Here is a 21,398-nt window from a genome sequence, read left to right as displayed (position 1 = left end):
GACACTCATTTCCTTTAACTCTTCACTTTTAATTTTTAACTCCTTTGACAACAGCGGCAATTATCGGCAGTGTGTCGGGCATCGTGATGACGGTGGGCGGTGTGTGGGGCGGGCAGCGCCTGGTGGAGCAGCGCGGCGGCGGTGTGCTCTGGAAAGGCTTGGCCGTGCTGCTGATTGTGGGCGCCACGGTGGCCGGCTTCCTGAGCCCGGTGCCGGCCCTGCCCATCGTGAACGAGAGCATCCGGAACCTGTTTTTCCACGTGCCCATGTGGTTTGCCATGATTATGGTGCTGCTAGTGTCGGTGTGGTATTCGATTCGCTACCTGCGCGAGCCCTCGGCCCAGTTGGATGTGCTGGCCCACGAGTCGGCCAAAACCGGCATTGTGCTGGGCCTGCTGGGCCTGGCCACCGGCAGCCTGTGGGCGCGCTACACCTGGGGCGCGTGGTGGACGCCCGACCCGCGCCTGAACGGGGCGGCCGTGGCCATGCTCATCTACGGCGCTTACCTGGTGTTGCGCGGCTCGTTTCAGGACGAGCAGCAGCGAGCGCGGGTGTCGGCCATCTATAACATTTTCGCCTTTGCGGCGGCTATTCCGCTGCTGTTTGTGCTGCCCCGGCTAAGCGGCCCCTCGCTGCACCCGGGCCAGACCGGCAACCCCGGTTTCAACCAGTACGACCTTGACAACACCATGCGCAAGGTGTTTTACCCGGCCGTTATCGGCTGGATTCTGTTTGCCTTCTGGGTGGCGCAGGTGAGCAGCCGCTACGTTTTCCTGAAACTGAAACACGATGACAAATAAGCTTTTCGCGCGCCCGCTGGGCCGCTTCTTTCTGGCCTTGCTGCCGCTGTTGCTGCTGGCCCCGCTGGCTTTTGCCCAAACGCCCGAAACTGCTCCGGCCATGGCCGACGACCTGCGCGCCAGCGGCAAAATTTACGTGGTGGTAGCTGTGGTGGCCGTTATCGTGGCCGGCCTGCTGGCCTACCTCATCTCGCTCGACCGCAAGGTGAGCCGCCTCGAAAAGGAAATGAAAGCCTAGCCAAGCGGCACCCAAATGCCGCCTCGGTTGTTGCCAATTCCGAAGCCAGCGCGGAACCACAAAAACTCCGTTAAACCTGTTGAAATCCGTTAAATCTGTGGTTTTATGAAGAAGACGCACCTGTTTATCGTGGCCATTATCGCGGTGGCCGCCGCCATCATCCTTAGCACCACCGCCGATGCCAGCGTGTACGTGGGTTTCGGCGAGGCCCGCGCCCGCGCCGCCGAGGGCAACACCACCAAAGTGCACGTAGTGGGCAAGCTGCCCCGCGATGCCGCCAAGCGTCCCCTGGGCTTGGAGTATGACCCCATGACGGACCCTAACTACTTTGCGTTCACCCTGGTAGACACTACGCAACTGGCCCAGCGCGTGGTGTACAACAACCCCAAGCCGCAGGATTTCGACGCGTCCGAACAGGTCGTCATCACCGGCTGCATGAAAGGCGACGTATTCATGGCCGACAACATTCTGCTGAAGTGCCCCAGCAAATACGTGAAGAAGGATTTGCAGGGCGCGACGGCTTCGGCCAATTAATTGTTGGCGAGCACCCAACTTCCACAGCACCCGGTTTCTGCAACGCTTCGTCGCGTCGGAAACCGGGTGCTGTTTTTATTGACGCTGGCCGGATTGTGTGCTTCAACCGCCCGGGCCCAGGTCGCCAACGACAACATTGAAAACCGCCGCGTGCTGCGACTGGAGGAAACCATTACCTCCAGCACCACCGGCTGCACCGTGCAGCGCAGTTGCGTGGATGAGCGCCTGACCGGCAAATGCATTGAGTACCACAACGACCAGTGGTTTGAGTTCACGCCGAAGGCTTCGGGACGCTACTTCGTGAACATCGGCGGGCAGAAATGCCGCGACGTGCGCGGCGTGCAGCTGGTCGTCCTCACCGGGCAGCCGTGCCAGCCGGCCACCTACCGCATTCTGAGTTGTACCTCGCTCGGCACGCAGGACGACGTGTTTGTGACGCTGGACTCGCTGCGTGCCGGCCAGCCCTATTTGCTGGATGTGGATGGGTATTTGAAAGACTTTTGCCAGTTCACGCTGCAGGTGAGTCGGACGGCAGCAGGCATGCCCGTCAGCTACTTTCCGCCCAGCCCTACTCGCCTGCTGCCCACCGCCAGCCGCGTGGTGGAATTGAGCTGGACGTTGCCCGACTCGCTGGCCAACGCGCCCGACTGCCGGGTGATGCGCCGCGAAATTCATCAGTACCGCAGCACCGAAGTGCGCCGCGTGCCCGTGCGCCGCGACACCTACGGCCGGCCCGAAACCAGCTATTCCGTCATCGATACCCTACCCGGGCCCGGCATCTACGATTACCAAGTAGTGACTTCGCGCGCCGACAACGGCCCAGCCGCAGCCCGGTTGCGCCAGTGGTGGTACGCCTACGGCACGGCTGCCGCCATGCCCCTCCCCGGCACGGTGCCCAACCGCAATGCGGTGACGCTGCCGCTGCGCAAGTACCCGGCCAAGGCGCGGCTCTCAGTGGTCATCACCGACCCGGCCAGCGGGCGGGTGCTGCTGGCCCGGCAACTCATCAACCAGCCCGCCGACCCACGCCAGGGCGAGCTGCCCGTGCGCAAATGGCAGGAGGCGGGCCTGGAAAAAATTGCCGTCGAAATCACCTGCCATCCGCCGCGCGGCGACTTTTTCGTCGACCGGCTGTTATTGAACCTCCCGGCTCCGGCGGCGCGGCCGTAAATTTGCCTTTTCAATGCGAACTCTCGACTCTTCTATGCTGCTGCGTTGCGCACAGGCGCTCGACCAGGCGCTGTTGCTATTGCAGCAGAGCGTGCCCGGGTCGGTGCTCTACGAGTTGTACCGTTCGGCTTGCGTAAAAGAGTTTGAAGTCATTATTGAGCTGGCGGGCAAGCTGCTGAAAAAAGCCCTGCGGCCCTACTACGCCTCGCACCGCCAAGCCGAAGCATTGGTTTACAAAGACATATTTCGCGCCGCGGCGCAGTTCGGCTTGCTTTCGACGCTGGAAGCCGAGCGGTGGCTGACTTACCGCGACAGCCGCAACAGCACAGCCCACGAGTACGGAGCCGGCTTTGCGGAGGCTGCAGTCACCTTCCTCCCGCGCTTCGCAACGGATGCTACTGCGTTGGCGCAACTGCTACACGGCAAACCTATCGACTAACCATGCTCGACCTCAACCCGCGTTATGTAGCCATGCTGAACGAGCTCATTGCCTGGCACCTGCCTGCCGAGGTAGCGGTGTGGGCCTACGGCAGCCGCGTGAACGGCAACGCGCACGAAGGCAGCGACCTCGACCTGGTGCTACGCGCCCCCGGCCTGATGCCCCTGCCCGACCGCCTGCTCGCTCGCTTCCGCGAGGCGCTGACGGACAGCAACCTCCCGATTTTTGTGGATGCGCACGACTGGGCCACACTGCCTGCATCGTTCCATCCGAGAATACTTGACCGCTACGAAGTGGTGCGCCCCGGTGCGCCCGCGCCGACGGTACCCGCCTGATTTTACTTGTTGCTTATGAACTTATTAGTAGGACAAATTGGCCACTTCAGCGTTATTCTGGCCTTTGCGGCGGCGCTGGTGGCGGCTTACAGCTATTTCCAGGCCTCGCGGGGCCGGGCGCTGGGCCAGGAAGACCCCAGCTGGCTGCGGCTGGCGCGGGGCGCATTTTTTGTGCACGGCGCGGCCATCATTTCGGTGATTGTGTGCCTGTTCAACATCATCCACGCGCACCGTTACGAGTACTACTACGCCTGGAGCCACAGCTCGAACCACCTGCCGGTGCAGTACATGATTTCTTGTTTCTGGGAAGGCCAGGAGGGCTCGTTTCTGCTCTGGATTTTCTGGCACGTGGTCATCGGCTTCTGCATCATGCGCTTTAATAAGCAGTGGGAAGCGCCGGTGATGGCCGTGTTCAGCGGTGTGCAGCTGTTTCTGGTGAGCATGATTATCGGCGTGGTCGTGGGCGGCGTGCGGGTGGGCTCGTCCCCGTTCATCCTGCTGCGCGAGTTCCTGACAGACCTGCCGGTGTGGAAGATGAACCCCAACTTCGTGCCCAAGGACGGTACCGGCCTCAACGCCTTGCTCCAGAACTACTGGATGGTGATTCACCCGCCCACGCTGTTCCTGGGCTTCGCGCTCACGCTGGTGCCGTTTGCCTTCGCCATCGCGGCCCTCTGGAAGCGCGAGCTCACCGCCTGGGTGAAACCGGCCCTGCCCTGGACGCTCATCGGCGGCGGCGTGCTGGGCGTGGGCGTGGTCATGGGTGCTTATTGGGCCTACGAAACCCTGAACTTCGGCGGCTATTGGAACTGGGACCCGGTCGAAAACGCGGTGTACATTCCGTGGCTGGTGCTGGTGGCCTCGCTGCACGGCCTGGTGCTGTGGCAGAAGCGCCGCACCGGCCTGCGCACCGCGTTTGCGCTGGTGGTAGCCACGTTTGTGCTCATTCTCTACGCTACGTTCCTCACCCGCAGCGGTGTGCTGGGCAATGCCTCGGTGCACTCGTTCACGGACTTGGGCCTGTCGGGCCAGCTGTTCATCTACATGGCCTTCTTCACGGTGCTGGCCGTGGCCCTGCTCGTTTCGCGCTGGAAGGAGATTCCGATTTCAGCCAAGGAGTTGAACGCCTACAATCCCGAGCTGTGGGTGTTTGTAGGCGCCACGGTGCTGTGCCTGGGCGCGTTCCAGGTGCTGTTCACCACCAGCATTCCGGTCTACAACTCGTTTATGGGCCTGATTGGCATTAAAACTAACGTGGCCCTGCCCGCCGACCAGATTGCCCACTACTCCAAAATGCAGCTGTGGATGGGCGTGTTGGTCGCCCTGCTTTCGGGCATTGCGCAGGTAATGTGGTGGCAGCGCAACACCAAGGAAACGCTCATCAACTCGCTCACCGGGCCCACGCTGCTGGCCCTGCTGGGCACGGCCCTGACGGTGCTGCTGGTGCGCTACAACGGCCTCACCATCACGGCGCCCTACATTGTACTCACGCTGGCGGGCCTGTTTGGCGTGCTGGCCAACTTTGGAATGATTTTCACGCTGCTGCGGCGCGGGGTGCGCCTCTCGGGCGGCGCGGTGGCTCACCTGGGCATTGCGCTGATGCTGCTGGGCATTTTGGCCTCGGCCGGCTACTCCAACATCATCTCGCGCAACGTGTCGGGCCTGCTGTACTCGCGCGAGTTCAGCGAGGACCTGAACCGCGACAACGTGCTGCTGTGGCGCAACGAAAGCGCGCCCATGCACGGCTACCAGCTTACCTACACCGGCCAGTATTTTGAGGTACCCGGCGTACCCGGCTACGTCGATAAGCAATTCCTGTTCCGCACCGACGACGATTACAAGGCCATTGCCCGCGCGCCCATTGCCGTGGAAGGCAAGACCTATTACCAGACTGGCGACACGCTGGAGATTCTGCCCGAAAACACGTATTACCGCATCAATTATAAGGACCAGAAGTCGGGCGAGCAGTTTGTGCTCTACCCCCGCGCCCAGATAAACGACGAGATGAGCGGCGGCGGCCTGCTGGCCTCGCCGGCCATCAAGAAATTCTGGGGCCACGACATCTACACGCACATCAGCTCGGTGCTCGACCCGCGCAAGGAAAAGCCCTGGAGCGAGGCCAAAGAGTCGGTGCTGAGCGTGGGCGACACCATTTTCCTCAACGACTACTTCGCCGTATTCCGCGCCGTGGAAGCCGCGCACGAAACCGCCGGCCTCAACCTGCAAAAGGGCGACCTGGCCCTGCAGGCCGACATGATTGTGTACGGCGAAAAGCGGCAGTACCACGTGCACCCCGTGTTTGTGGTGCGCAACCGCATGGTGGGCAGCCTGCCCGATGAGGCCGAAGACCTCGGCGTGCGCATCAGCTTCAAGGGCGTGGACCCGGCCAAAGGCAAGTTCACTTTCGACGTGAGCACCACCCAGAAGGATTACGTCATCCTCAAGGCCATGGAAAAACCCTTCATCAACCTGCTCTGGAGCGGCACCCTGCTCATGGCCATCGGCTTTGGCCTGAGCGTGCGCCAGCGCGGCGGCAAAGGCGTGCTCAGCAACGAGGCCGCCGCCGAAACGGAGGTAGTGGCCGGGCCCACGGGCCGCGCCGTGCGCCCCCAGCCCGCCGGCTAAGCCGCCAAAAAGCTAGTATTGCCCATAAAAAGGCCGCTCTATTACTGGGGCGGCCTTTTGTGTTTTTCGGCCTGCTACTCGCTGGTTCCGCTGCCACAGCCGCCTCATTCCGGGCCCAGCCAATGCCCTGCCGCCTCTTAGGCATTTGCCGGCAATGTTTGAAGGCTTGCCGCGCCTCCGAACAACTAGTTGCCCACAGCCGCCCACAAAAAAGGGCCGCCCAACCGGGCGGCCCTTTTGCCGAAAGCGAAACCAGGCCGCAGCCTATTTCACAATCGAAATCTGCTGCATGGTGAACTCCTCGCCGTTGCGCACTTTCAGGCTGTAGATGCCCGAAGTGAGGTTCGACAGGTCGACCACGGTGCGGAGGTTGTCCTTGGCCGTGCCCGTGTACACGCGCTGGCCGAGCAGGTTGGTAACTTCCACGGCCAGCGTGGCAGTGTTGGCGCCGTGGATTTCCAGGTTGAACTGGCCCGAGTTCGAAGGGTTCGGGAACACGCTCACGGCACGTTTCAGCGCCTCGGAAGTAGCCAGTGGGCTAGCCGTGATGGTCAGGTCGTCGATGGCCAGGAAGCCCTGGTTGGCCAGGCTGGTGGCGTGGAAGCCCACGTAGAACGTGCCGTTGGCCGGGGTGATATCGGCCACGGCGGGCGTGCTCGCGTTGTTGGCCAGCTGGTAAGTCGTGGCCGTGATGTTGTTATTGGTGTAGAGCGTGGTGGTCTGGCCGGCTGGGGTAGCAGCAGCACCGTACTTCACTTCGAGGCGCTCGCTCAGGCCCTGGCCGGCGGTGCGGTAGTAGAACGATACGCGGTAGCGCTGGCTGTTGCTCAGCGTCAGGCCCGGGGTGAAGAACCAGTCGTCGGCCCCCACGGTCGGGGTTGGGCCCACGTTGTTGTAGGAATACACCATGGCGTTGGGGTTCGAGCGCGAGATGTTGCCCGTAGCCAGGCTGGCATCCACGGTTGCACGGGCGCGCCAGGTGAAGCCGTCGTTGTTGCTATCCGTCACCGTGATGCCGCAGGGCAGCGACTGGCCGGTGTTCACCGCGTCGAAGTTCTGCGCGTAGGGGAAAGTGCTGATGGTGGGCGCTACGCACGGCGTGCAGAAGTTGATGGGGCCGGCCACCGTGCTCTGGCCCGTAGTGCCGCACACGGTGCGCACGTAGAAATCGTAGCAGGTCGAAGCCGTAAGGCCGGTTACGGCGCCGGGGCCGCTGGTGAAGGTAGCCGTGGTGGTACCCGCCGAAGCCGGGTTGAAGCCCGTGGGGCCGTACACAATCTGGTAGCCCGTGCCGCCGGTAGCGCCTGTGAAAGCCACCGAAGCCGTCGTCGTCGTGCCCGTTACCGAAATGCTCGTGGGAGCCGGGCAACCCGTCGTGGCCACCAGTTCGGCATCAAACACCAGTTTCAGCGTGTTGTCAGGAGCAGTGTCCAACAGTGCAACAGGCACAATGGGCGAGCTAATCGTACCTGCAAAGAAGGCATTAGGCCGGCTGGGGTCTTCATTTTGCGTGTAGTAGGGGAAGTAAGGGTCGGCTCCCGTCGAGGCCAGGCCCACCATGCCCACGATAAAATCGCCGGCGGGCAAGGCCACCGGGCTGGTCAGCACAAAGGTGTGCGGCGCGTTAATGTCGGCGGCCGTAACCACGTAGTTAGCCGAGCGCCCCAGAATAGCTCCCGTCGTAGCATTCACTACTACCGCATACAGGGATTCGCCCTCAGTCGATTTTGAGCTGCCGGCGGTAGTGCCAGCGCTGGAAATAATCGTTCGAACCGACGTGACACTGGCAGGAGCATTCAGCGTGTACTTCACCCCCCGATAAATATCATCAGCCTGTGCAAGCACGAAACCCGAGCTGCCAGCTCCGGGGGTAGTAATCGACAGCAGGGTGGGGTTGGTCACCATCACCATCGAGGTCGAGTTGTTGGAGGTGCTCAAATCGCCGGCCACATCCACGGTCAGTGTCACGGTATTGTTGCCCGTAGCGGGCACCGGCACGCCGGTGAATGTCACCACCGCCGTTGTGCCAACGGCCAGCGTGGCCACTGTCGTAGCCGGCGAGGTGTACGTGTTGGCTCCCGAAACGCTCAGCGTCACCGACACGTTGGTCAGGTCGGCAGTGCCGGCGTTGCGCACCAGGCCTCGCAGTGTAACGGGCTGCCCAGCGGGCACAGCCAGCTGGCTGTAGCCGTAGATAAGCTGAGCTGCAGCGTCCGTTGGCGTCGGAATGATAAAGCTATAGGTGCGGCCTGCATCGGGCAGCGTTACGCCGCCGGCCACAATAGGCGTGTTGCGTACGTTGTGCGCGTTGGCACCCGACGCGTATACCCCCTGCTGGAAGGTGGTGGAGCTCCAAGCATTGTTCGACGGCTTCACGGCCGTAATCACCCGGGCTGTAGCCGTGCTGCTGCCTTTCAGGCCCACCACGACAAACGAAGCGTTGGTGGGATTGACGGACGGCACCGCTGCGTCGTACACGAAATCGACGCCGCTATTCGATTCGTACAGCTTCACCTGGAAGCTGAAATTGGCCAGCTGCTTGTCGATGGTGCCACCCGCCGCCGCCGCTGCCCGGGTCTTGTCGCTCACATTCTTCCACTGAATCGTCACCACGCGGTTGGGCGCCGTGCCCGTCGTGGCCATGCGGTATTCGGGCGTGCTGGCTCCTCCTTCGAGGTCGGTGTTGAAGGGAAGAATCAGGTTGGTTTGCGAAGTCGTGTTCAGCGGGCCGCCTGTGTAGGCCTGCTGGGCATAGGTAGAGAAGAACGGGGCGACCGGGGCCACATTGCCCAGCTTGATAAAGCCGTTGGTATTCAGCACAAACTCGGTGAAAGCCGTGCCGCCAAACGTGAACGTGAATGGCAGGGTCTGCACGGCCGAGTTGGCATCGTCGAAGTTGGGCGTCGAGATGACCGTGCCCGTCGTGCCCAGGTCGGTGTAAGTCCCGGCTTTGTTCACCACGTTTGTCGCGGTAAAAAATTGCGCCTGGGCGGTGGTGGCGCCCCCAACCAGCAGGGCCGCCAACGCCACGCGCCGCAGGGCCGATACCAACCCGGAGCGGGTATACTCTTGTTTCATAAAATTAAACAGTAAAAGTGGGTGAATAATATGTGAGGGGAAAAAGTGAATGACGCCAACCACCAGTCTGGACAATCCAATCGAGCTTGGGTGACGGCTCGTGCGGTAGTTTTGCCCCTACAAGTTGCTAAAGATTCGGGATTAATTAAGTACACTGTCCAGCATACCTTCACCAAGTTAATTTCTTTCTTTGCATAGTTCTACTAAACCAATTAATAGCTTGCGCATCGGCCTGTTTGGCACCGGCCGGGTGGCCAGCCAGCTGGGGCCGGCGCTGGTGGCCGCTGGCCATCGGGTAGCATTTGTGTGGGGCCGCACACCGGCCGCGGCCACGGCCCTGGCCGCCCAGTTGCCCGGCACTCGGGTGCTGCCCACCCTGGCCGCGCCCCTCCCACCGGCTGACGTGTACCTGCTGGCCGTGCCCGATGCCGCCGTGGCTCCGCTGCTGGCCGGCACCATTTGGCCCGCCGGGGCGCTGGTGGCCCACCTGGCCGGGGCGCTGCCGCTAGCCGTTTTTGAGGCGCAGCCGGCCGTGCGTGGCGGCGTGTTCTACCCGCTGCAAACGTTCAGCGCGGGCCGGGCCATCGACTGGCCGGCCGTGCCGCTGTGCATCGAGGCGGCCGATGCGGCTGGCGAGGCCACGCTGCTGGCCTTGGCCGGCAGCCTTAGCCGCGATGTGCGCCGCCTCAGCTCGGCCCAGCGGCTGAAACTGCACGTGGCGGCCGTGTTTGCCAACAATTTCACCAACCACCTGTTGGGCATTGCCAATGCCCTGCTGGCCGAAGCCGAACTGCCCGCCGAGCTGCTGGCCCCGCTGGTGCGCGAAACCGTGGCCAAGGCCCTGGCCAACCCGCCCTTCGCGGTGCAAACCGGGCCGGCTGTGCGGCACGATGCCCCTACGCTGGCCGCGCACGAGGCCGCGCTGGCGGCGCACCCGGCTTGGCAGGCGCTGTATGCGCAGCTCACGGCCAGCATCCAGGCCCAGCTTTGATGCCGGGGCCGGGAGGAGTACCTTTGCGGCGGCAAACGCCGTGTATTATTCGTCTTTATTGATTCCTGTTTTGTCTGTTTCCGCTACCACCATCACCTTCCAGTTCAGCGACGGCCAGCCGGCCCAAACCCACGTTGCGGCCGCCGGCGAGTCGGTGCTCGATGTGGCCCTGAACAACGGCATCCAGCTGCAGCACAACTGCGGCGGCGTGTGCGGCTGCAGCACCTGCCACGTCTACATCAACGCGGGCGGCGACGACCTGCCCGAAATTTCCGATAAGGAAGAAGACTTCATCGACCGCGCCGAGAACCCGCGCATCAACTCGCGCCTGGCCTGCCAGTGCGTGGTCGATAAGGATATGCAGCTCGTGGTCACCATTCCGCCCCAGCACTTCCTGGGCCACTAATTTTTTAGGGTATGAGGATGTGGGGGTAAGTGGGCAGAAGTTGTTTGCCTTTGTCATACTACCGACAACAACCCCCTACCCTCCTACCCCCACCCCCTCATACCCAAACCAAATGCCCCACTTTGAGCCGCCCATGCACTGGGCCGACCACGAGGATATTGCCATGGCCCTCTACGAAAAGTTCGGCAACGACTTCACCGAGGCCAAAATCTACCGCATCCGCTTCACCGATTTGATTGAGTGGGTGCTGAGCCTCGACAACTTCGACGGCACCCGCGAGCAGGCCACCGAAGGCCACCTGGAGCAGATTCAGGCCAAGTGGGTGTACGAGTGGCGCGATAACCAATAGCCGGCGAGCCGGAACCGCGGCCAGCCCAACCCCGCGTTAGTTTCCCGCGTAAGCGGACTTGAAATGGCAATTTGAAGCCGTTTCAGGCCTTTCCGCAGCCTTTACCCGGGCGGTTTTTCTTTTCCTTTTTGTTTTTTGCATGAAAACCGGCATCATCAAATTTTTCAACGAAGACAAGGGCTATGGCTTCGTAACCGACGACCAAACGAAAGAAGATTTTTTCGTTCACGTAACCGGCCTCAACGGTGTCACGGTAAAGCAAAACGACCGGGTGGAGTTTGAAACCCAGGAAGGCCGCAAAGGCATCAACGCCGTAAACGTCCGCAAAATCTGAGCTTGAAAACACGCTGATGGTTGCTCCCTGCGCCATCGCCAAAGCCTCTCCCGCAACGGAGAGGCTTTTTTGTGGCCCGCCGCCGCCCGCCCCGCGCCCGCAGCCCGCCACTTCTGCCGACCTTTGCCCCTCGCCGGCCCCTCGCCGCGCCTCTGCCGATGAACCCACCGCCCTCCAAGCCCGCCGCCCTGGCCCCGCCCTCCCCGGCCGAGCCCCTGCGCACGGCGCTGCCCACGCTGGTGCGCTGGCCCAACCTGCTGATAATGCTGCTGTGCCTGGCCCTGGTGCGGGCCGGCTTGCTGCTGCCCCGGCTGCCGCTGCGCGAGTCGCTGCTCGACCGGCGGTTTGGCCTGCTGGTGTGGGCGGCGCTGCTGGTGGCCGCCGCGGGCTACATCATCAACGACTACTACGACGTGAAAATTGACGCCATCAACCGGCCCGACCGGCTGGTGATTGGGCGCGTGGTGAACCGCCGCATGGCCATGCTGGCCCACCTGGTGCTGAGCGGGGTGGGCGTGCTGGTGGCTGGCTGGCTGCATCCGGTGCTGGGGCTCGTCACGCTGGGCACGGCGCTGCTGCTGTGGGGCTATTCGGCGCGGTTCAAGCGGGTGGCGCTGGTGGGCAACGTCAGCATTGCCACCCTCACGGCGGCGCTGGTGCTGCTGCCCGAGCTGCAGCTGCAGCTGGCGCGCAACGACAGCCACAGCGTGGTGTGGCCCTACGCGCTGGCCGCTTTTCTGCTCACGGTGGTGCGCGAGATTGTGAAGGATGTGGAAGACATGCGCGGCGACGCCCAGCACGGCTGCCGCACGCTGCCGCTGGTGTGGGGCGTGGCGCGCACCAAGTGGGTAGCCGGGTTTTTCCTGGCCTGCCTGGCGCTGCTCACGCTGGGCGCTACGGGTCGGCTGCTGCTGGGCGGGCACTGGCCGCTGGGCCTGTGGCTGCTGCTGCTGGTGCTGCTGCCCATGGCCCAGCTGGCCCGCCTGCTCATCCGGGCCGACCGGCGGCGGCATTTTCGGCACCTCAGCACGTTCTGCAAGGGCATTATGCTGGCCGGCGTGCTGAGCATGGCCCTGGCCGGCTCGCTTTGATTTTAGTTGTTAGTTGCTCGTTGTCAGTTGTTGGTTGTTAAAGCTTTCTAATTGACCGGACAACTGACAACGAGCAACTAACAACTAAACTCACAATGAAATACCGCCACCTCTTTTTCGACCTCGACCACACGCTGTGGGACTTCGAGAAAAACGCCAACGAAACCCTGCATACGCTGTACGAGCGCCACAACCTAGCCCGCTACGGCACCTTTTCGGTGGATGAGTTTGTGAATGTGTACAGCGACATCAACCACGCGCTGTGGCGCTTGTACCAAAGCAACAAAATCACCCAAAGCCAGCTGCGCGAAGTGCGTTTCACCCGCACCCTCACGCGGCTGGGCGTGCCGGAAACGGAGATTCCGGCCACCATCTCGGCAGAGTTTACCGATATTCTGCCGCAGAAATCGGCGGTATTCCCCTACACCCACGAGGTGCTCGACTACCTGAAACCCAAGTATCGCCTGCACCTCATCACCAACGGCTTCAACGACATTCAGGGCATTAAGCTGGCGTCCTCGAACCTCACGCGCTACTTCGAGGAAATCATTACCTCCGAGCAAAGCGGCTGCCTCAAGCCCGACCCGCGCATGTTTCGCCACGCCCTGGAGCGCACCGGCGCCACTGCCGCCGAAAGCCTGATGATTGGCGACAACCTCGAATGCGACGTGCTGGGCGCCTACAACGCCGGCATCGACCAGGTGTATTTCAACCCTGCTAAGCGCCGCCACTTCAACCAAATCACCCACGAAATCAGCTGCCTGAGCGAACTGAAGGGCATTTTGTAATAAAATTGCCTGTCATCCTGAGCGCAACGAAGGACCTTATCACCGAAGAACGGTTTGCAGTACTCCAACCGGCGCTAACGTGATAAGGTCCTTCGCTGCGCTCAGGATGACAGTCCCGCTCCTTCCAAACTTCCCCCACCACATGGTACACCTCATTGGCCTATCGGGCCGCCGGGGCAGCGGCAAAGACACCGTGGCCCGCATCCTGCAGCAGCTCCAGCCCGAGCGTCGCTGGCAGATTCGCTCCTTCGGCGATTCCATCAAGTCCGTCTGTGCCGCCCTCACGGGCGAGGACGTGGCCCCGTATTATTCGCAGCGCGGCAAGGCCGAGCTGGTGCCCACCTTCCACCGCACGCGGGGCGAAATGCTCCAGCAGGTGGGCAGTGCCCTGCGCGCCTGGGAGCCGTTGGTCTGGGTCGATGCCTTTTTCGCCGGCCTGCCGCCCGCTGCCTTCGTGCTGGTGCCCGACGTACGCTTCGCCAACGAAGCCGACCCCATCCGCGCCCGCGGCGGCCTCATGCTGCGCGTGGAGGGCGACCCGCTGCACCAGCGCGGCGACGGCACCCGCGACGACAACCACCCCAGCGAAGTGGCCATGGACGACTACCCGCACTTCGATTTCACCCTGCACAACACCGGCTCGCGCGAGGACCTGACGCGACAGGTGCGCGAGCTGCTGCGGCGGCTGTAGCTTTCAAATCAGCACCCATGAAAAAGACAGTGTATGTTGGATTATGGCTTCGGGCTAGGGTACTTCTACCTCTTTCGCTGCTCATGCTACTATTTGTGCTTTGGCACGGAATACAACAGTTCAAAACATTGCAGCGCGAGCCAGTAGCTGCCACTGTGTACAAGCCCTTTGTCCGGGAGGGAGTGTTTGCTACATCGCATTTTCTGATAATACGCTACCAGCAACCACAACACGGCGAACAATTCGCTTGCATTGTGGCCACTAAGCAATTGCTTGCAGATTTACCTCCTACTACTCCTCTTACAGTTTGCTATTCGCCAGATAAACCGCGCAGTGCCCTTTTATCGAATGAGCCAGCACTTAGTGAGGCTTTTGCTTTTGGAATAGTACTGTTTGGCTTCCTGACATTTAATGGCCTAGTTGCACAACGTCAGTTAAGGTAGAAGCCGCCTGATTCTTATTCCATCAGCAGCGAATCGTTTCTGCTCGATTAAGTTGGCAATGAATCGGACTAGAAACGCTGCGTGAAATCGTCGTCTTACCTTTGCCCCACGCCCACTCACCCCCCCTTCACCTATGGCCACCGGCTTTTTCAACGTCCCCGTCCCCATCAACGAACCCGTGAAAGGCTACGCGCCCGGCTCGAAAGAGCGGCTCGAGCTACAGCAGGAGCTCAAGCGCCTGCGCGGGCTGGAGCTGGACATTCCCATGCACATCGGCGGCCAGCAGGTGCGCACCGGCGACCTGCGCCGCATGAGCCCCCCGCACGACCACCAGCGCACCCTCGGCCACTTCCACTACGGCACGGCCGCCCACGTAAATCAGGCCATCGATGCCGCCCTGGCTGCCCGCACCGCCTGGGCCGAGCTGCCCTGGGAGCACCGCGCCGCCATCTTCCTCAAAGCCGCCGACCTGCTCGCCGGCCCCTACCGCGCCCGCATCAACGCGGCCACCATGCTGGCCCAGAGCAAAAACGCCTTCCAGGCCGAAATCGACGCCGCCTGCGAGCTGATTGACTTCTTCCGCTTCAACGTGCACTTCATGCGCCAGGTCTACGAGCAGCAGCCCGAGAGCCTGCCCGGCATGTGGAACCGCCTCGAGCAGCGCCCCCTCGAGGGCTTCGTGTTCGCCCTCACGCCCTTCAACTTCACCTCCATCGCCGCCAACCTGCCCTCCTCGGTGGCCATGATGGGCAACGTGGTGGTCTGGAAACCCGCCGATACGCAGGTCTACTCGGCCCAGGTGCTGATGGAGCTGTTCGAAGAAGCCGGCGTGCCCGCCGGGGTTATTAACCTCGTGTATGCCGACGGTCCCGTGGTGGGCGACGTGGTGTTCAAGCACCGCGACTTCGCTGGCATCCACTTCACCGGCTCCACTAAGGTGTTCCAGACCATCTGGCAGGAAATCGGCCAGAACATCGCCAGCTACAAGTCTTACCCGCGCATCGTGGGCGAAACCGGCGGCAAAGACTTCATCGTGGCGCACCCCTCGGCCCACGCCAAGGCCGTGGCTGTGGGCATTTCGCGCGGCGCGTTCGAGTACCAGGGCCAGAAATGCTCGGCCGCCTCACGCGTGTACCTGCCCAGCAACCTGGCCGATGAAATCTTCGGCTACGTGAAAGAAGACCTCGCCTCCTTCAAAATGGGCGACGTGGAAGATTTCGGCAACTTCATCAATGCCGTTATCAGCGAAGTTTCCTTCGACAAGCTCGCCAAGTACATCGACGGCGCGAAGGCCGACCCGAACGCCGAAATCATCGCCGGCGGCGGCTACGACAAGTCGAAAGGCTACTTCATCGAACCCACCGTCATCGTGGCCAAAGACCCGAAGTACATCACGATGTGCGACGAGCTGTTCGGCCCCGTGGTAACAGTCTACGTCTACGACGCCGACAAATTCGAAGAAACCCTGGAGCTGGTCGACAGCACCTCGCCCTACGCCCTCACCGGCGCCGTGTTCTCGCAGGACCGTTACGCCATCGACCTGGCCTCGAAGAAGCTGACGCACGCCGCCGGCAACTTCTACATCAACGACAAGCCCACCGGCGCCGTGGTGGGCCAGCAGCCCTTCGGCGGCGCCCGCGCCTCCGGCACCAACGACAAAGCCGGCTCCATCCTGAACCTGCTGCGCTGGGTGTCGCCCCGCGCCATCAAGGAAACCTTCGTGCCCGTGACGGACTACCGCTACCCCTTCCTGGGCTCGGCACCGGCCGAGGACTTGAACCGCGATAAAGGCCTGTAAGCCGTCTCAATCTTATGGCAATAAAAAAGCCGGACCTTAAATAAGTCCGGCTTTTTCATTGCCCGAGTACCGGAGCAGTATCATCTTTTGCGATTTACTGATGAACAACGGGGATTTCTCGCATTCGCCTCCCGCTCAGCAGTCGCAGGGCTTGCCGTCGTCCGCCGCTTCCTCGCCAAACTGCGACTGAATGGCCCGGATTTCCTCGCTGTCCAGCGGCTTATGAATGAGGCCGGCCACTAGTTCGTACTCCTTGGATTTCTCCAGGTCCTTCAGCGCCAGCGATGACGTGAGGATGTAGATATGGCAGGTGCCGCGCAAGGCTTCCTCATACGGCGCCAGCGCATCCAGGAATTGCCAGCCGTCCATCAGCGGCATGTTCAGGTCGAGAAACACCACCTGGGGCACCCGCTGCTTCTTGCCCACCAGCTTCTCCAGCGCCTCCCGGGCCGACTGAAACGTGCAGATGCAGTTGGAAAATCCTTCGGTCCGCAACAGGTGCTCGGTGAGGTAGATGGCGAGGTCGTCGTCGTCAATGAGGTAGGTTTTCATCCGCATGGGGCCTGAAATAAAGCGTGAATTCGGTTCCTTCATTGGGGCGGCTTTCGACAACCACCTGCCCGCCCATGGTCTCCACGTGGGCCCGCACCAGATACAGCCCAATGCCGCGCCCGGTCTGCCCCGCATGAAAGCGCCGGTAAAGTTGGAAAACATTGTCGCCGGCCAGTTTCCGGTCAAACCCCGAGCCATTGTCGCGCACCACAATGGTCAGCCCGCCGGCCGGAGTCGCAGTCGCTACAATGGCGATGCGTAGTGGCCGGGCATCGGCCCGGTACTTGATGGCGTTGGAAATCAGGTTGTGAAAGATGCTGTGGAAGTAGGCCCGGCTGCCCGCCACGTGCAGTTCGGGCGCAATCTGCAGCTGCAGCTGGCCGCCAGCGTTTTGCAGCGCGTCCTGCAAGCTCAACAGTGCCTGCCGGCACACGGCGGCCAGCGGCACGGGCTCAGGCCGGTAGCCGGCCTGCTCGTCGCGCACCGACAGGATGTCGTTCACGTCGGCCAGCACCTCATCCAGCAGCTGCAGGCTGGTGCGCAGGTTGTGCAGCGAAGTATCGAACACCGCGGACTGCTTATCCACCCGGGCCAGCAGGTCGCTAAAGCCCAGCGCATTAGCCAGGGGTGCACGCAGGTTGTGCGATACAATGTAGGTAAACTGCTGCAAGTCGGCATTCTGGCCAATGAGTTTCTCGGCCAGCAGCCGCTGCTGGCGTTCGCTCTGCTTGCGGGGCGTGATGTCCTGCATGGCCCCAATCATGCGCACGGCCTGGCCCGACGCCTCGCGCAGCAGGTAGCCGCGGTCAAATACTTCGGCCCAGCTCCCATCGGACCGCTGGAAGCGGTATTCCTCCTGCCAGAACAGGTTCGTGGTTTCAAAAGCCGCGTGCCGCAGGCCCGCCACCACGCGCGGGCTGTCGGCGGGGTGCACATAGTCGGCCCACTTGCTGAAGGGCGTAGGGTTTTCGGTTAGCTGGTGGCCGAACAGGTCCTCAAAGCCCTCGCCCCAGTACAGCGTGTCGCGGCCAGTATTCCAGTCGTAGATGGCATCGGTGGTGGCCTTCAGGGCATAGGCAAACCGCTCGTTGCTGAGGCGCAGGGCCGCTTCTACTTTTTTTTCCTTGGTCAGGTCGTGCACCACGCCCACCAGCTGGCAGCAGTGGCCGTGCTCGTCGGGCACCGGCGTCACGCTCACTTCGCCTGTCACCTGGCCTGTTGGGTAGTCCGAAACCTCCTGCCACACCACGCGCTGCATGGTTTCGATGGCCTCGCGATACTTGGTGAGCACTAAGCTGAGCGAGGGTTCCGGAATCACTTCCTCCACATAGCGCCCCAGCACCTGCGCCACCGGCAAGCCAGTAGTCTTTTCGAAGGCCTTGTTAGCAAATACGAACCGGTAGCGGTCCACTGCTTCCACGTTCAGCACGAACGTCACATCGGCAATCGCATCAAACAACACCGACAGCTGATGCTCCCGCTCCACCAAGGCCGCAATAGCCGCCGCAGCGCCCCCCGAAGAATCAGCAGAATCAGACATAGCGAAGGGATAGGAACGACCAGCTTGCCCCTAAAGAAAGCACATTCAATCCAAACAAAAGCCAGTTATGCACGGAATATCTCTATCTGAGCACCGGTCAGCCTCCACCAGCCGTCCATCCAACCCAACCGATGCGTAGAACGGTTATGACTGCAACATTGCGCCCCAACCCCGTGGGCGCTACCTTTGCCCTTCAGCGCCCGTGAGGCCTGTTTGCTATATAATTGACCACTATGTACCTAGCCCTGCCGGCTGCCAATTATCAGCCCTCCGATTATCTTCCCATTGTCATTCAATTTGGTCTGGCCCTGGCTTTTGTGGCCTTCGCTATGGTGGTTTCGCACCTAGTAGGCCCCAAGCGCCACAGCACCGTAAAGGACGCATCTTTCGAGTGCGGCATCGAATCGGTAGGCAATGCCCGCACCCCGATTTCAGTGAAATACTTCCTCACGGCCATCGTTTTCGTGCTTTTCGACGTCGAAGTCATCTTCATGTACCCTTGGGCCGTGAATTTCCGTGCCCTCGGCCGCGCCGGTTTCATCGAGATGATTGTATTCATGACGCTGCTGCTGGCGGGCTTCTTCTACATCATCAAAAAGGGCATTTTGCGCTGGAACGAAGCGCCTGAGCGCCAAACTTTCGCCGCAACGCCGGTGTTAGAAAACCGGCCCGCCCAAGTGGCGAAAGCCGCTTAATCTGCTTGTCTCCTATAACTATGGCTGATAACCGAGTTCCTGAAATAAAAACCGTTGAGGCCCCCGAGGGCGTCGAGGGCGCTGGCTTCTTTGCCACGTCGCTGGAGAAAGTAGTGGGCATAGCCCGTGCCAACTCGCTCTGGCCCCTGCCCTTCGCCACCTCCTGTTGCGGCATCGAGTTCATGGCCACCATGGGCTCGCACTACGACATCTCCCGCTTTGGCTCCGAACGTCCCAGCTTCTCGCCCCGCCAAGCCGATTTGCTGATGGTAATGGGCACCATCGCTAAGAAAATGGCACCCATCGTGAAGCAGGTGTATGAGCAAATGGCCGAGCCCCGCTGGGTGCTGGCCATGGGCGCCTGTGCCTGCTCGGGCGGCATTTTCGACTCGTACTCGGTGCTGCAAGGCATCGACCGCATCATCCCGGTTGATGTGTACGTGCCCGGCTGCCCGCCCCGCCCCGAGCAGGTGCTCGACGGCCTGATGCGCGTGCAGGACCTCGCCCGCAGCGAATCATTTCGCCGCCGCAACGCCCCTGAATATCAAGCTTTGCTGGCATCTTATAACATTAAATAGTCTGTATCAGGTAGTCAGTAGTCGGATAGAAAGGCTGCCTTTTTCCGATTAGCTGGCTAATACCACTCCCGAATGAATCCTCAGGAATCTGCTGCCGCTCCCGAAGCGCCCGTTGCCGAAGACCCGATAAAGGCCCAGAACGCTCAGGTGCTGGCGCTGTTGCACCGTTTGTTTGGCGAGGCGACGTTTACCGATGTGCACGAGCCCTACGGCTTGCTGACGGCGACGACTACGCGGGAGAAAATCCACGAAATCATCGCCGGCCTGCAACAGGACCAGGAATTGAAATTCCACTTCCTGACCACCATGTGCGGTATCAACTACCCCGAGAATTCGGGCAAGGAGCTAGGCATGATTTACCACCTGCACAGCATGACGAAGAATATCCGGCTACGCCTGAAAATCTTCTTCCCCATTGCTGACCCGGTGGTGCCGACCCTGACGGACCTTTACAACACCGCCAATTGGATGGAGCGCGAGGCCTACGATTTCTTCGGCGTCATCTTCACCGGCCACCCAAATCTCATTCGCATCCTCAACGTGGAGGATATGGACTACCACCCGATGCGCCGCGAATACCCCGTCGAAGACGGTACCCGCGAAGACAAAACCGACCTGTTTTTCGGCCGCTAGGCCCCTGATACTCATATCATGGCAGTAAACGACGCCCTGGCAGGCACCCACAAGATTCAAGAAGAGGCCGCTGCCCAGCGCCCCGGCCAGCTGATGCCCATTCTCAACGACTTCAGCCAGGAGCTGACGACGCTGAACCTGGGCCCGACGCACCCCGCCACGCACGGCATTTTCCAGAACATCCTGCAAATGGATGGCGAGCGCATTGTGTCGGGTGTGCCCACCATCGGCTACATCCACCGGGCCTTCGAGAAGCTGGCCGAGCGCAAGCCGTTCTACCAGATTACCACCCTCACCGACCGGATGAACTACTGTTCGTCGCCCATCAACAACCTGGGCTGGCACATGACGGTGGAAAAACTACTCGGCGTGACCGTACCGAAGCGTGCGCAATACATTCGGGTGATTATGATGGAGTTGGCGCGCATTGCTGACCACCTTATCTGCAACTCGATTCTGGGTGTGGATACCGGGGCCTTCACCGGCTTCCTCTACGTGTTCCAGGAGCGCGAGAAGATTTACGAAATCTACGAGGAGGTGTGCGGTGCCCGCCTCACCACCAACATGGGCCGCGTGGGCGGCATGGAGCGCGACCTCTCCCCCGCCGCCCTCGACAAGCTCCGCGCCTGGCTGAAAAGCTTCCCGGCGGTGATGAAGGAGTTCGAGAACATGTTCAACCGCAACCGCATTTTCATGGACCGCGTGGTGAACGTGGGCCCGATTTCGGCGGAAAAGGCGTTGAGCTACGGCTTCACCGGCCCCAACCTGCGGGCCGCCGGCGTCGACTACGACGTGCGCGCCATGAACCCGTATTCGAGCTACGAAGACTTCGAGTTCGACATTCCGGTGGGTACGAACGGCGACACTTACGACCGTTTCATCGTGCGCAACGAGGAAATCTGGCAGAGCCTGCGCATCATCAACCAAGCCGTTGATAAGCTGCCCGACGGCCCCTACCACGCCGACGCCCCGCACTACTACCTGCCCACCAAGCCGGAAGTATACAAGAACATGGAGGCACTGATTTACCACTTCAAAATCGTGATGGGCGAAATTGATGCGCCGGTTGGCGAGGTATATCACTCGGTGGAAGGCGGCAACGGCGAACTGGGCTTTTACCTGATTTCGGATGGGGGCCGCACGCCCTACCGCCTGCACTTCCGCCGGCCCTGCTTCATATATTACCAGGCTTATCCCGAAATGGCCGTGGGTACGACGCTGTCGGACGCCATTGTCATTCTCTCGTCCATGAACGTCATCGCCGGCGAGCTGGACGCTTAGTTTTTGTTG

At 61.4% G+C, this 21,398-nt stretch carries 22 protein-coding genes and 1 pseudogene; 20 read left to right on the top strand and 3 right to left on the bottom strand.

Annotation, left to right across the window (positions count from 1 at the left end; translation table 11 throughout):
* The first annotated feature begins 44 nt into the window (after positions 1-44).
* The 7 genes from ccsA (MON38_RS18095) (at position 45) to ccsA (MON38_RS18065) (ending at position 6,141) form a co-directional block, all read left to right on the top strand.
* Positions 45-800: a cytochrome c biogenesis protein CcsA gene (gene ccsA, locus MON38_RS18095; RefSeq protein ID WP_241937568.1), complete on the top strand. Its 756-nt coding sequence runs from the start codon at positions 45-47 to the stop codon at positions 798-800.
* Positions 790-1,038 (top strand): CcmD family protein, encoded by a 249-nt coding sequence (locus tag MON38_RS18090; RefSeq protein ID WP_241937567.1) that lies wholly within the window; start codon positions 790-792, stop codon positions 1,036-1,038. The genes ccsA (MON38_RS18095) and MON38_RS18090 overlap by 11 nt, the downstream gene beginning before the upstream one ends.
* Before the next feature lie 105 nt (positions 1,039-1,143).
* Entirely contained in the window at positions 1,144-1,572 is a 429-nt protein-coding gene (locus tag MON38_RS18085; RefSeq protein WP_241937566.1) for a cytochrome c maturation protein CcmE domain-containing protein, read from the top strand.
* 93 nt (positions 1,573-1,665) lie between these two features.
* Complete coding sequence (locus MON38_RS18080) at positions 1,666-2,742, top strand: hypothetical protein (protein ID WP_241937565.1); 1,077 nt, start codon at positions 1,666-1,668, stop codon at positions 2,740-2,742.
* Positions 2,743-2,755: 13 nt separating this feature from the next.
* The gene (locus MON38_RS18075) at positions 2,756-3,181 is read left to right on the top strand and encodes a nucleotidyltransferase substrate binding protein (RefSeq protein ID WP_241937564.1); all 426 of its coding nucleotides are present in this window, start codon (positions 2,756-2,758) and stop codon (positions 3,179-3,181) included.
* Between the two features lie 2 nt (positions 3,182-3,183).
* The gene (locus tag MON38_RS18070; RefSeq protein WP_241937563.1) at positions 3,184-3,516 is read left to right on the top strand and encodes a nucleotidyltransferase family protein; all 333 of its coding nucleotides are present in this window, start codon (positions 3,184-3,186) and stop codon (positions 3,514-3,516) included.
* Between the two features lie 15 nt (positions 3,517-3,531).
* Positions 3,532-6,141: a cytochrome c biogenesis protein CcsA gene (gene ccsA / locus MON38_RS18065; protein ID WP_241937562.1), complete on the top strand. Its 2,610-nt coding sequence runs from the start codon at positions 3,532-3,534 to the stop codon at positions 6,139-6,141.
* A gap of 264 nt (positions 6,142-6,405) precedes the next feature.
* On the opposite strand, the gene MON38_RS18060 is transcribed toward ccsA (MON38_RS18065), so the two are convergent.
* The gene (locus MON38_RS18060; protein WP_241937561.1) at positions 6,406-9,219 is read right to left on the bottom strand and encodes a T9SS type A sorting domain-containing protein; all 2,814 of its coding nucleotides are present in this window, start codon (positions 9,217-9,219) and stop codon (positions 6,406-6,408) included.
* A 190-nt stretch (positions 9,220-9,409) separates the two neighbouring features.
* On the opposite strand from MON38_RS18060, the gene MON38_RS18055 reads away from it, so the two are divergent.
* The 9 genes from MON38_RS18055 to pruA all read left to right on the top strand — a co-directional run bounded on the left by MON38_RS18055 (position 9,410) and on the right by pruA (position 16,110).
* Complete coding sequence (locus MON38_RS18055) at positions 9,410-10,210, top strand: Rossmann-like and DUF2520 domain-containing protein (protein ID WP_241937560.1); 801 nt, start codon at positions 9,410-9,412, stop codon at positions 10,208-10,210.
* Positions 10,211-10,280: 70 nt separating this feature from the next.
* Positions 10,281-10,616 (top strand): 2Fe-2S iron-sulfur cluster-binding protein, encoded by a 336-nt coding sequence (locus MON38_RS18050; RefSeq protein ID WP_241937559.1) that lies wholly within the window; start codon positions 10,281-10,283, stop codon positions 10,614-10,616.
* Positions 10,617-10,728: 112 nt separating this feature from the next.
* Entirely contained in the window at positions 10,729-10,965 is a 237-nt protein-coding gene (iscX, locus tag MON38_RS18045) for a Fe-S cluster assembly protein IscX (RefSeq protein WP_241937558.1), read from the top strand.
* A gap of 139 nt (positions 10,966-11,104) precedes the next feature.
* On the top strand, positions 11,105-11,299 hold the full coding sequence (locus MON38_RS18040) for a cold-shock protein (protein WP_241937557.1): 195 nt from the start codon (positions 11,105-11,107) through the stop codon (positions 11,297-11,299).
* A gap of 158 nt (positions 11,300-11,457) precedes the next feature.
* Positions 11,458-12,390, top strand: a complete 933-nt coding sequence (locus tag MON38_RS18035; RefSeq protein WP_241937556.1) for a geranylgeranylglycerol-phosphate geranylgeranyltransferase — start codon at positions 11,458-11,460, stop codon at positions 12,388-12,390.
* Between the two features lie 95 nt (positions 12,391-12,485).
* On the top strand, positions 12,486-13,178 hold the full coding sequence (locus MON38_RS18030) for a YjjG family noncanonical pyrimidine nucleotidase (protein WP_241937555.1): 693 nt from the start codon (positions 12,486-12,488) through the stop codon (positions 13,176-13,178).
* Positions 13,179-13,320: 142 nt separating this feature from the next.
* Positions 13,321-13,869 carry a nucleoside/nucleotide kinase family protein gene (locus tag MON38_RS18025; RefSeq protein WP_241937554.1) on the top strand — a complete coding sequence of 183 codons (549 nt, stop codon included), beginning with the start codon at positions 13,321-13,323 and terminating at the stop codon, positions 13,867-13,869.
* Between the two features lie 83 nt (positions 13,870-13,952).
* Positions 13,953-14,312: a hypothetical protein gene (locus MON38_RS18020; RefSeq protein ID WP_241937553.1), complete on the top strand. Its 360-nt coding sequence runs from the start codon at positions 13,953-13,955 to the stop codon at positions 14,310-14,312.
* 133 nt (positions 14,313-14,445) lie between these two features.
* Positions 14,446-16,110 carry an L-glutamate gamma-semialdehyde dehydrogenase gene (pruA, locus tag MON38_RS18015; RefSeq protein WP_241937552.1) on the top strand — a complete coding sequence of 555 codons (1,665 nt, stop codon included), beginning with the start codon at positions 14,446-14,448 and terminating at the stop codon, positions 16,108-16,110.
* Between the two features lie 135 nt (positions 16,111-16,245).
* On the opposite strand, the gene MON38_RS18010 is transcribed toward pruA, so the two are convergent.
* Positions 16,246-16,662, bottom strand: coding sequence for a response regulator (locus MON38_RS18010; RefSeq protein ID WP_241937551.1), 417 nt, complete (start codon positions 16,660-16,662; stop codon positions 16,246-16,248).
* Entirely contained in the window at positions 16,643-18,202 is a 1,560-nt protein-coding gene (locus tag MON38_RS18005; protein ID WP_241937550.1) for a sensor histidine kinase, read from the bottom strand. The genes MON38_RS18010 and MON38_RS18005 overlap by 20 nt, the downstream gene beginning before the upstream one ends.
* 233 nt (positions 18,203-18,435) lie before the next feature.
* Here MON38_RS18005 and MON38_RS18000 point away from each other — a divergent pair.
* The 4 genes and pseudogenes from MON38_RS18000 to MON38_RS17985 form a co-directional block, all read left to right on the top strand.
* Positions 18,436-18,816: pseudogene (locus tag MON38_RS18000) on the top strand (NADH-quinone oxidoreductase subunit A); the annotation flags it as partial.
* Between the two features lie 101 nt (positions 18,817-18,917).
* Positions 18,918-19,475, top strand: a complete 558-nt coding sequence (locus tag MON38_RS17995) for an NADH-quinone oxidoreductase subunit B (RefSeq protein WP_241937549.1) — start codon at positions 18,918-18,920, stop codon at positions 19,473-19,475.
* A 72-nt stretch (positions 19,476-19,547) separates the two neighbouring features.
* Positions 19,548-20,108: an NADH-quinone oxidoreductase subunit C gene (locus MON38_RS17990; RefSeq protein WP_241937548.1), complete on the top strand. Its 561-nt coding sequence runs from the start codon at positions 19,548-19,550 to the stop codon at positions 20,106-20,108.
* A gap of 93 nt (positions 20,109-20,201) precedes the next feature.
* Positions 20,202-21,389 (top strand): NADH-quinone oxidoreductase subunit D, encoded by a 1,188-nt coding sequence (locus MON38_RS17985; protein WP_236668927.1) that lies wholly within the window; start codon positions 20,202-20,204, stop codon positions 21,387-21,389.
* Positions 21,390-21,398 lie beyond the last annotated feature (9 nt).

It is taken from the genome of Hymenobacter cyanobacteriorum, assembly GCF_022631375.1.
GTDB classification, from domain to species: Bacteria; Bacteroidota; Bacteroidia; order Cytophagales; family Hymenobacteraceae; genus Hymenobacter; species Hymenobacter cyanobacteriorum.
The sequence above is the reverse complement of the archived record's forward strand: the minus strand, read 5'-3'. Positions and strand labels throughout refer to the sequence as shown.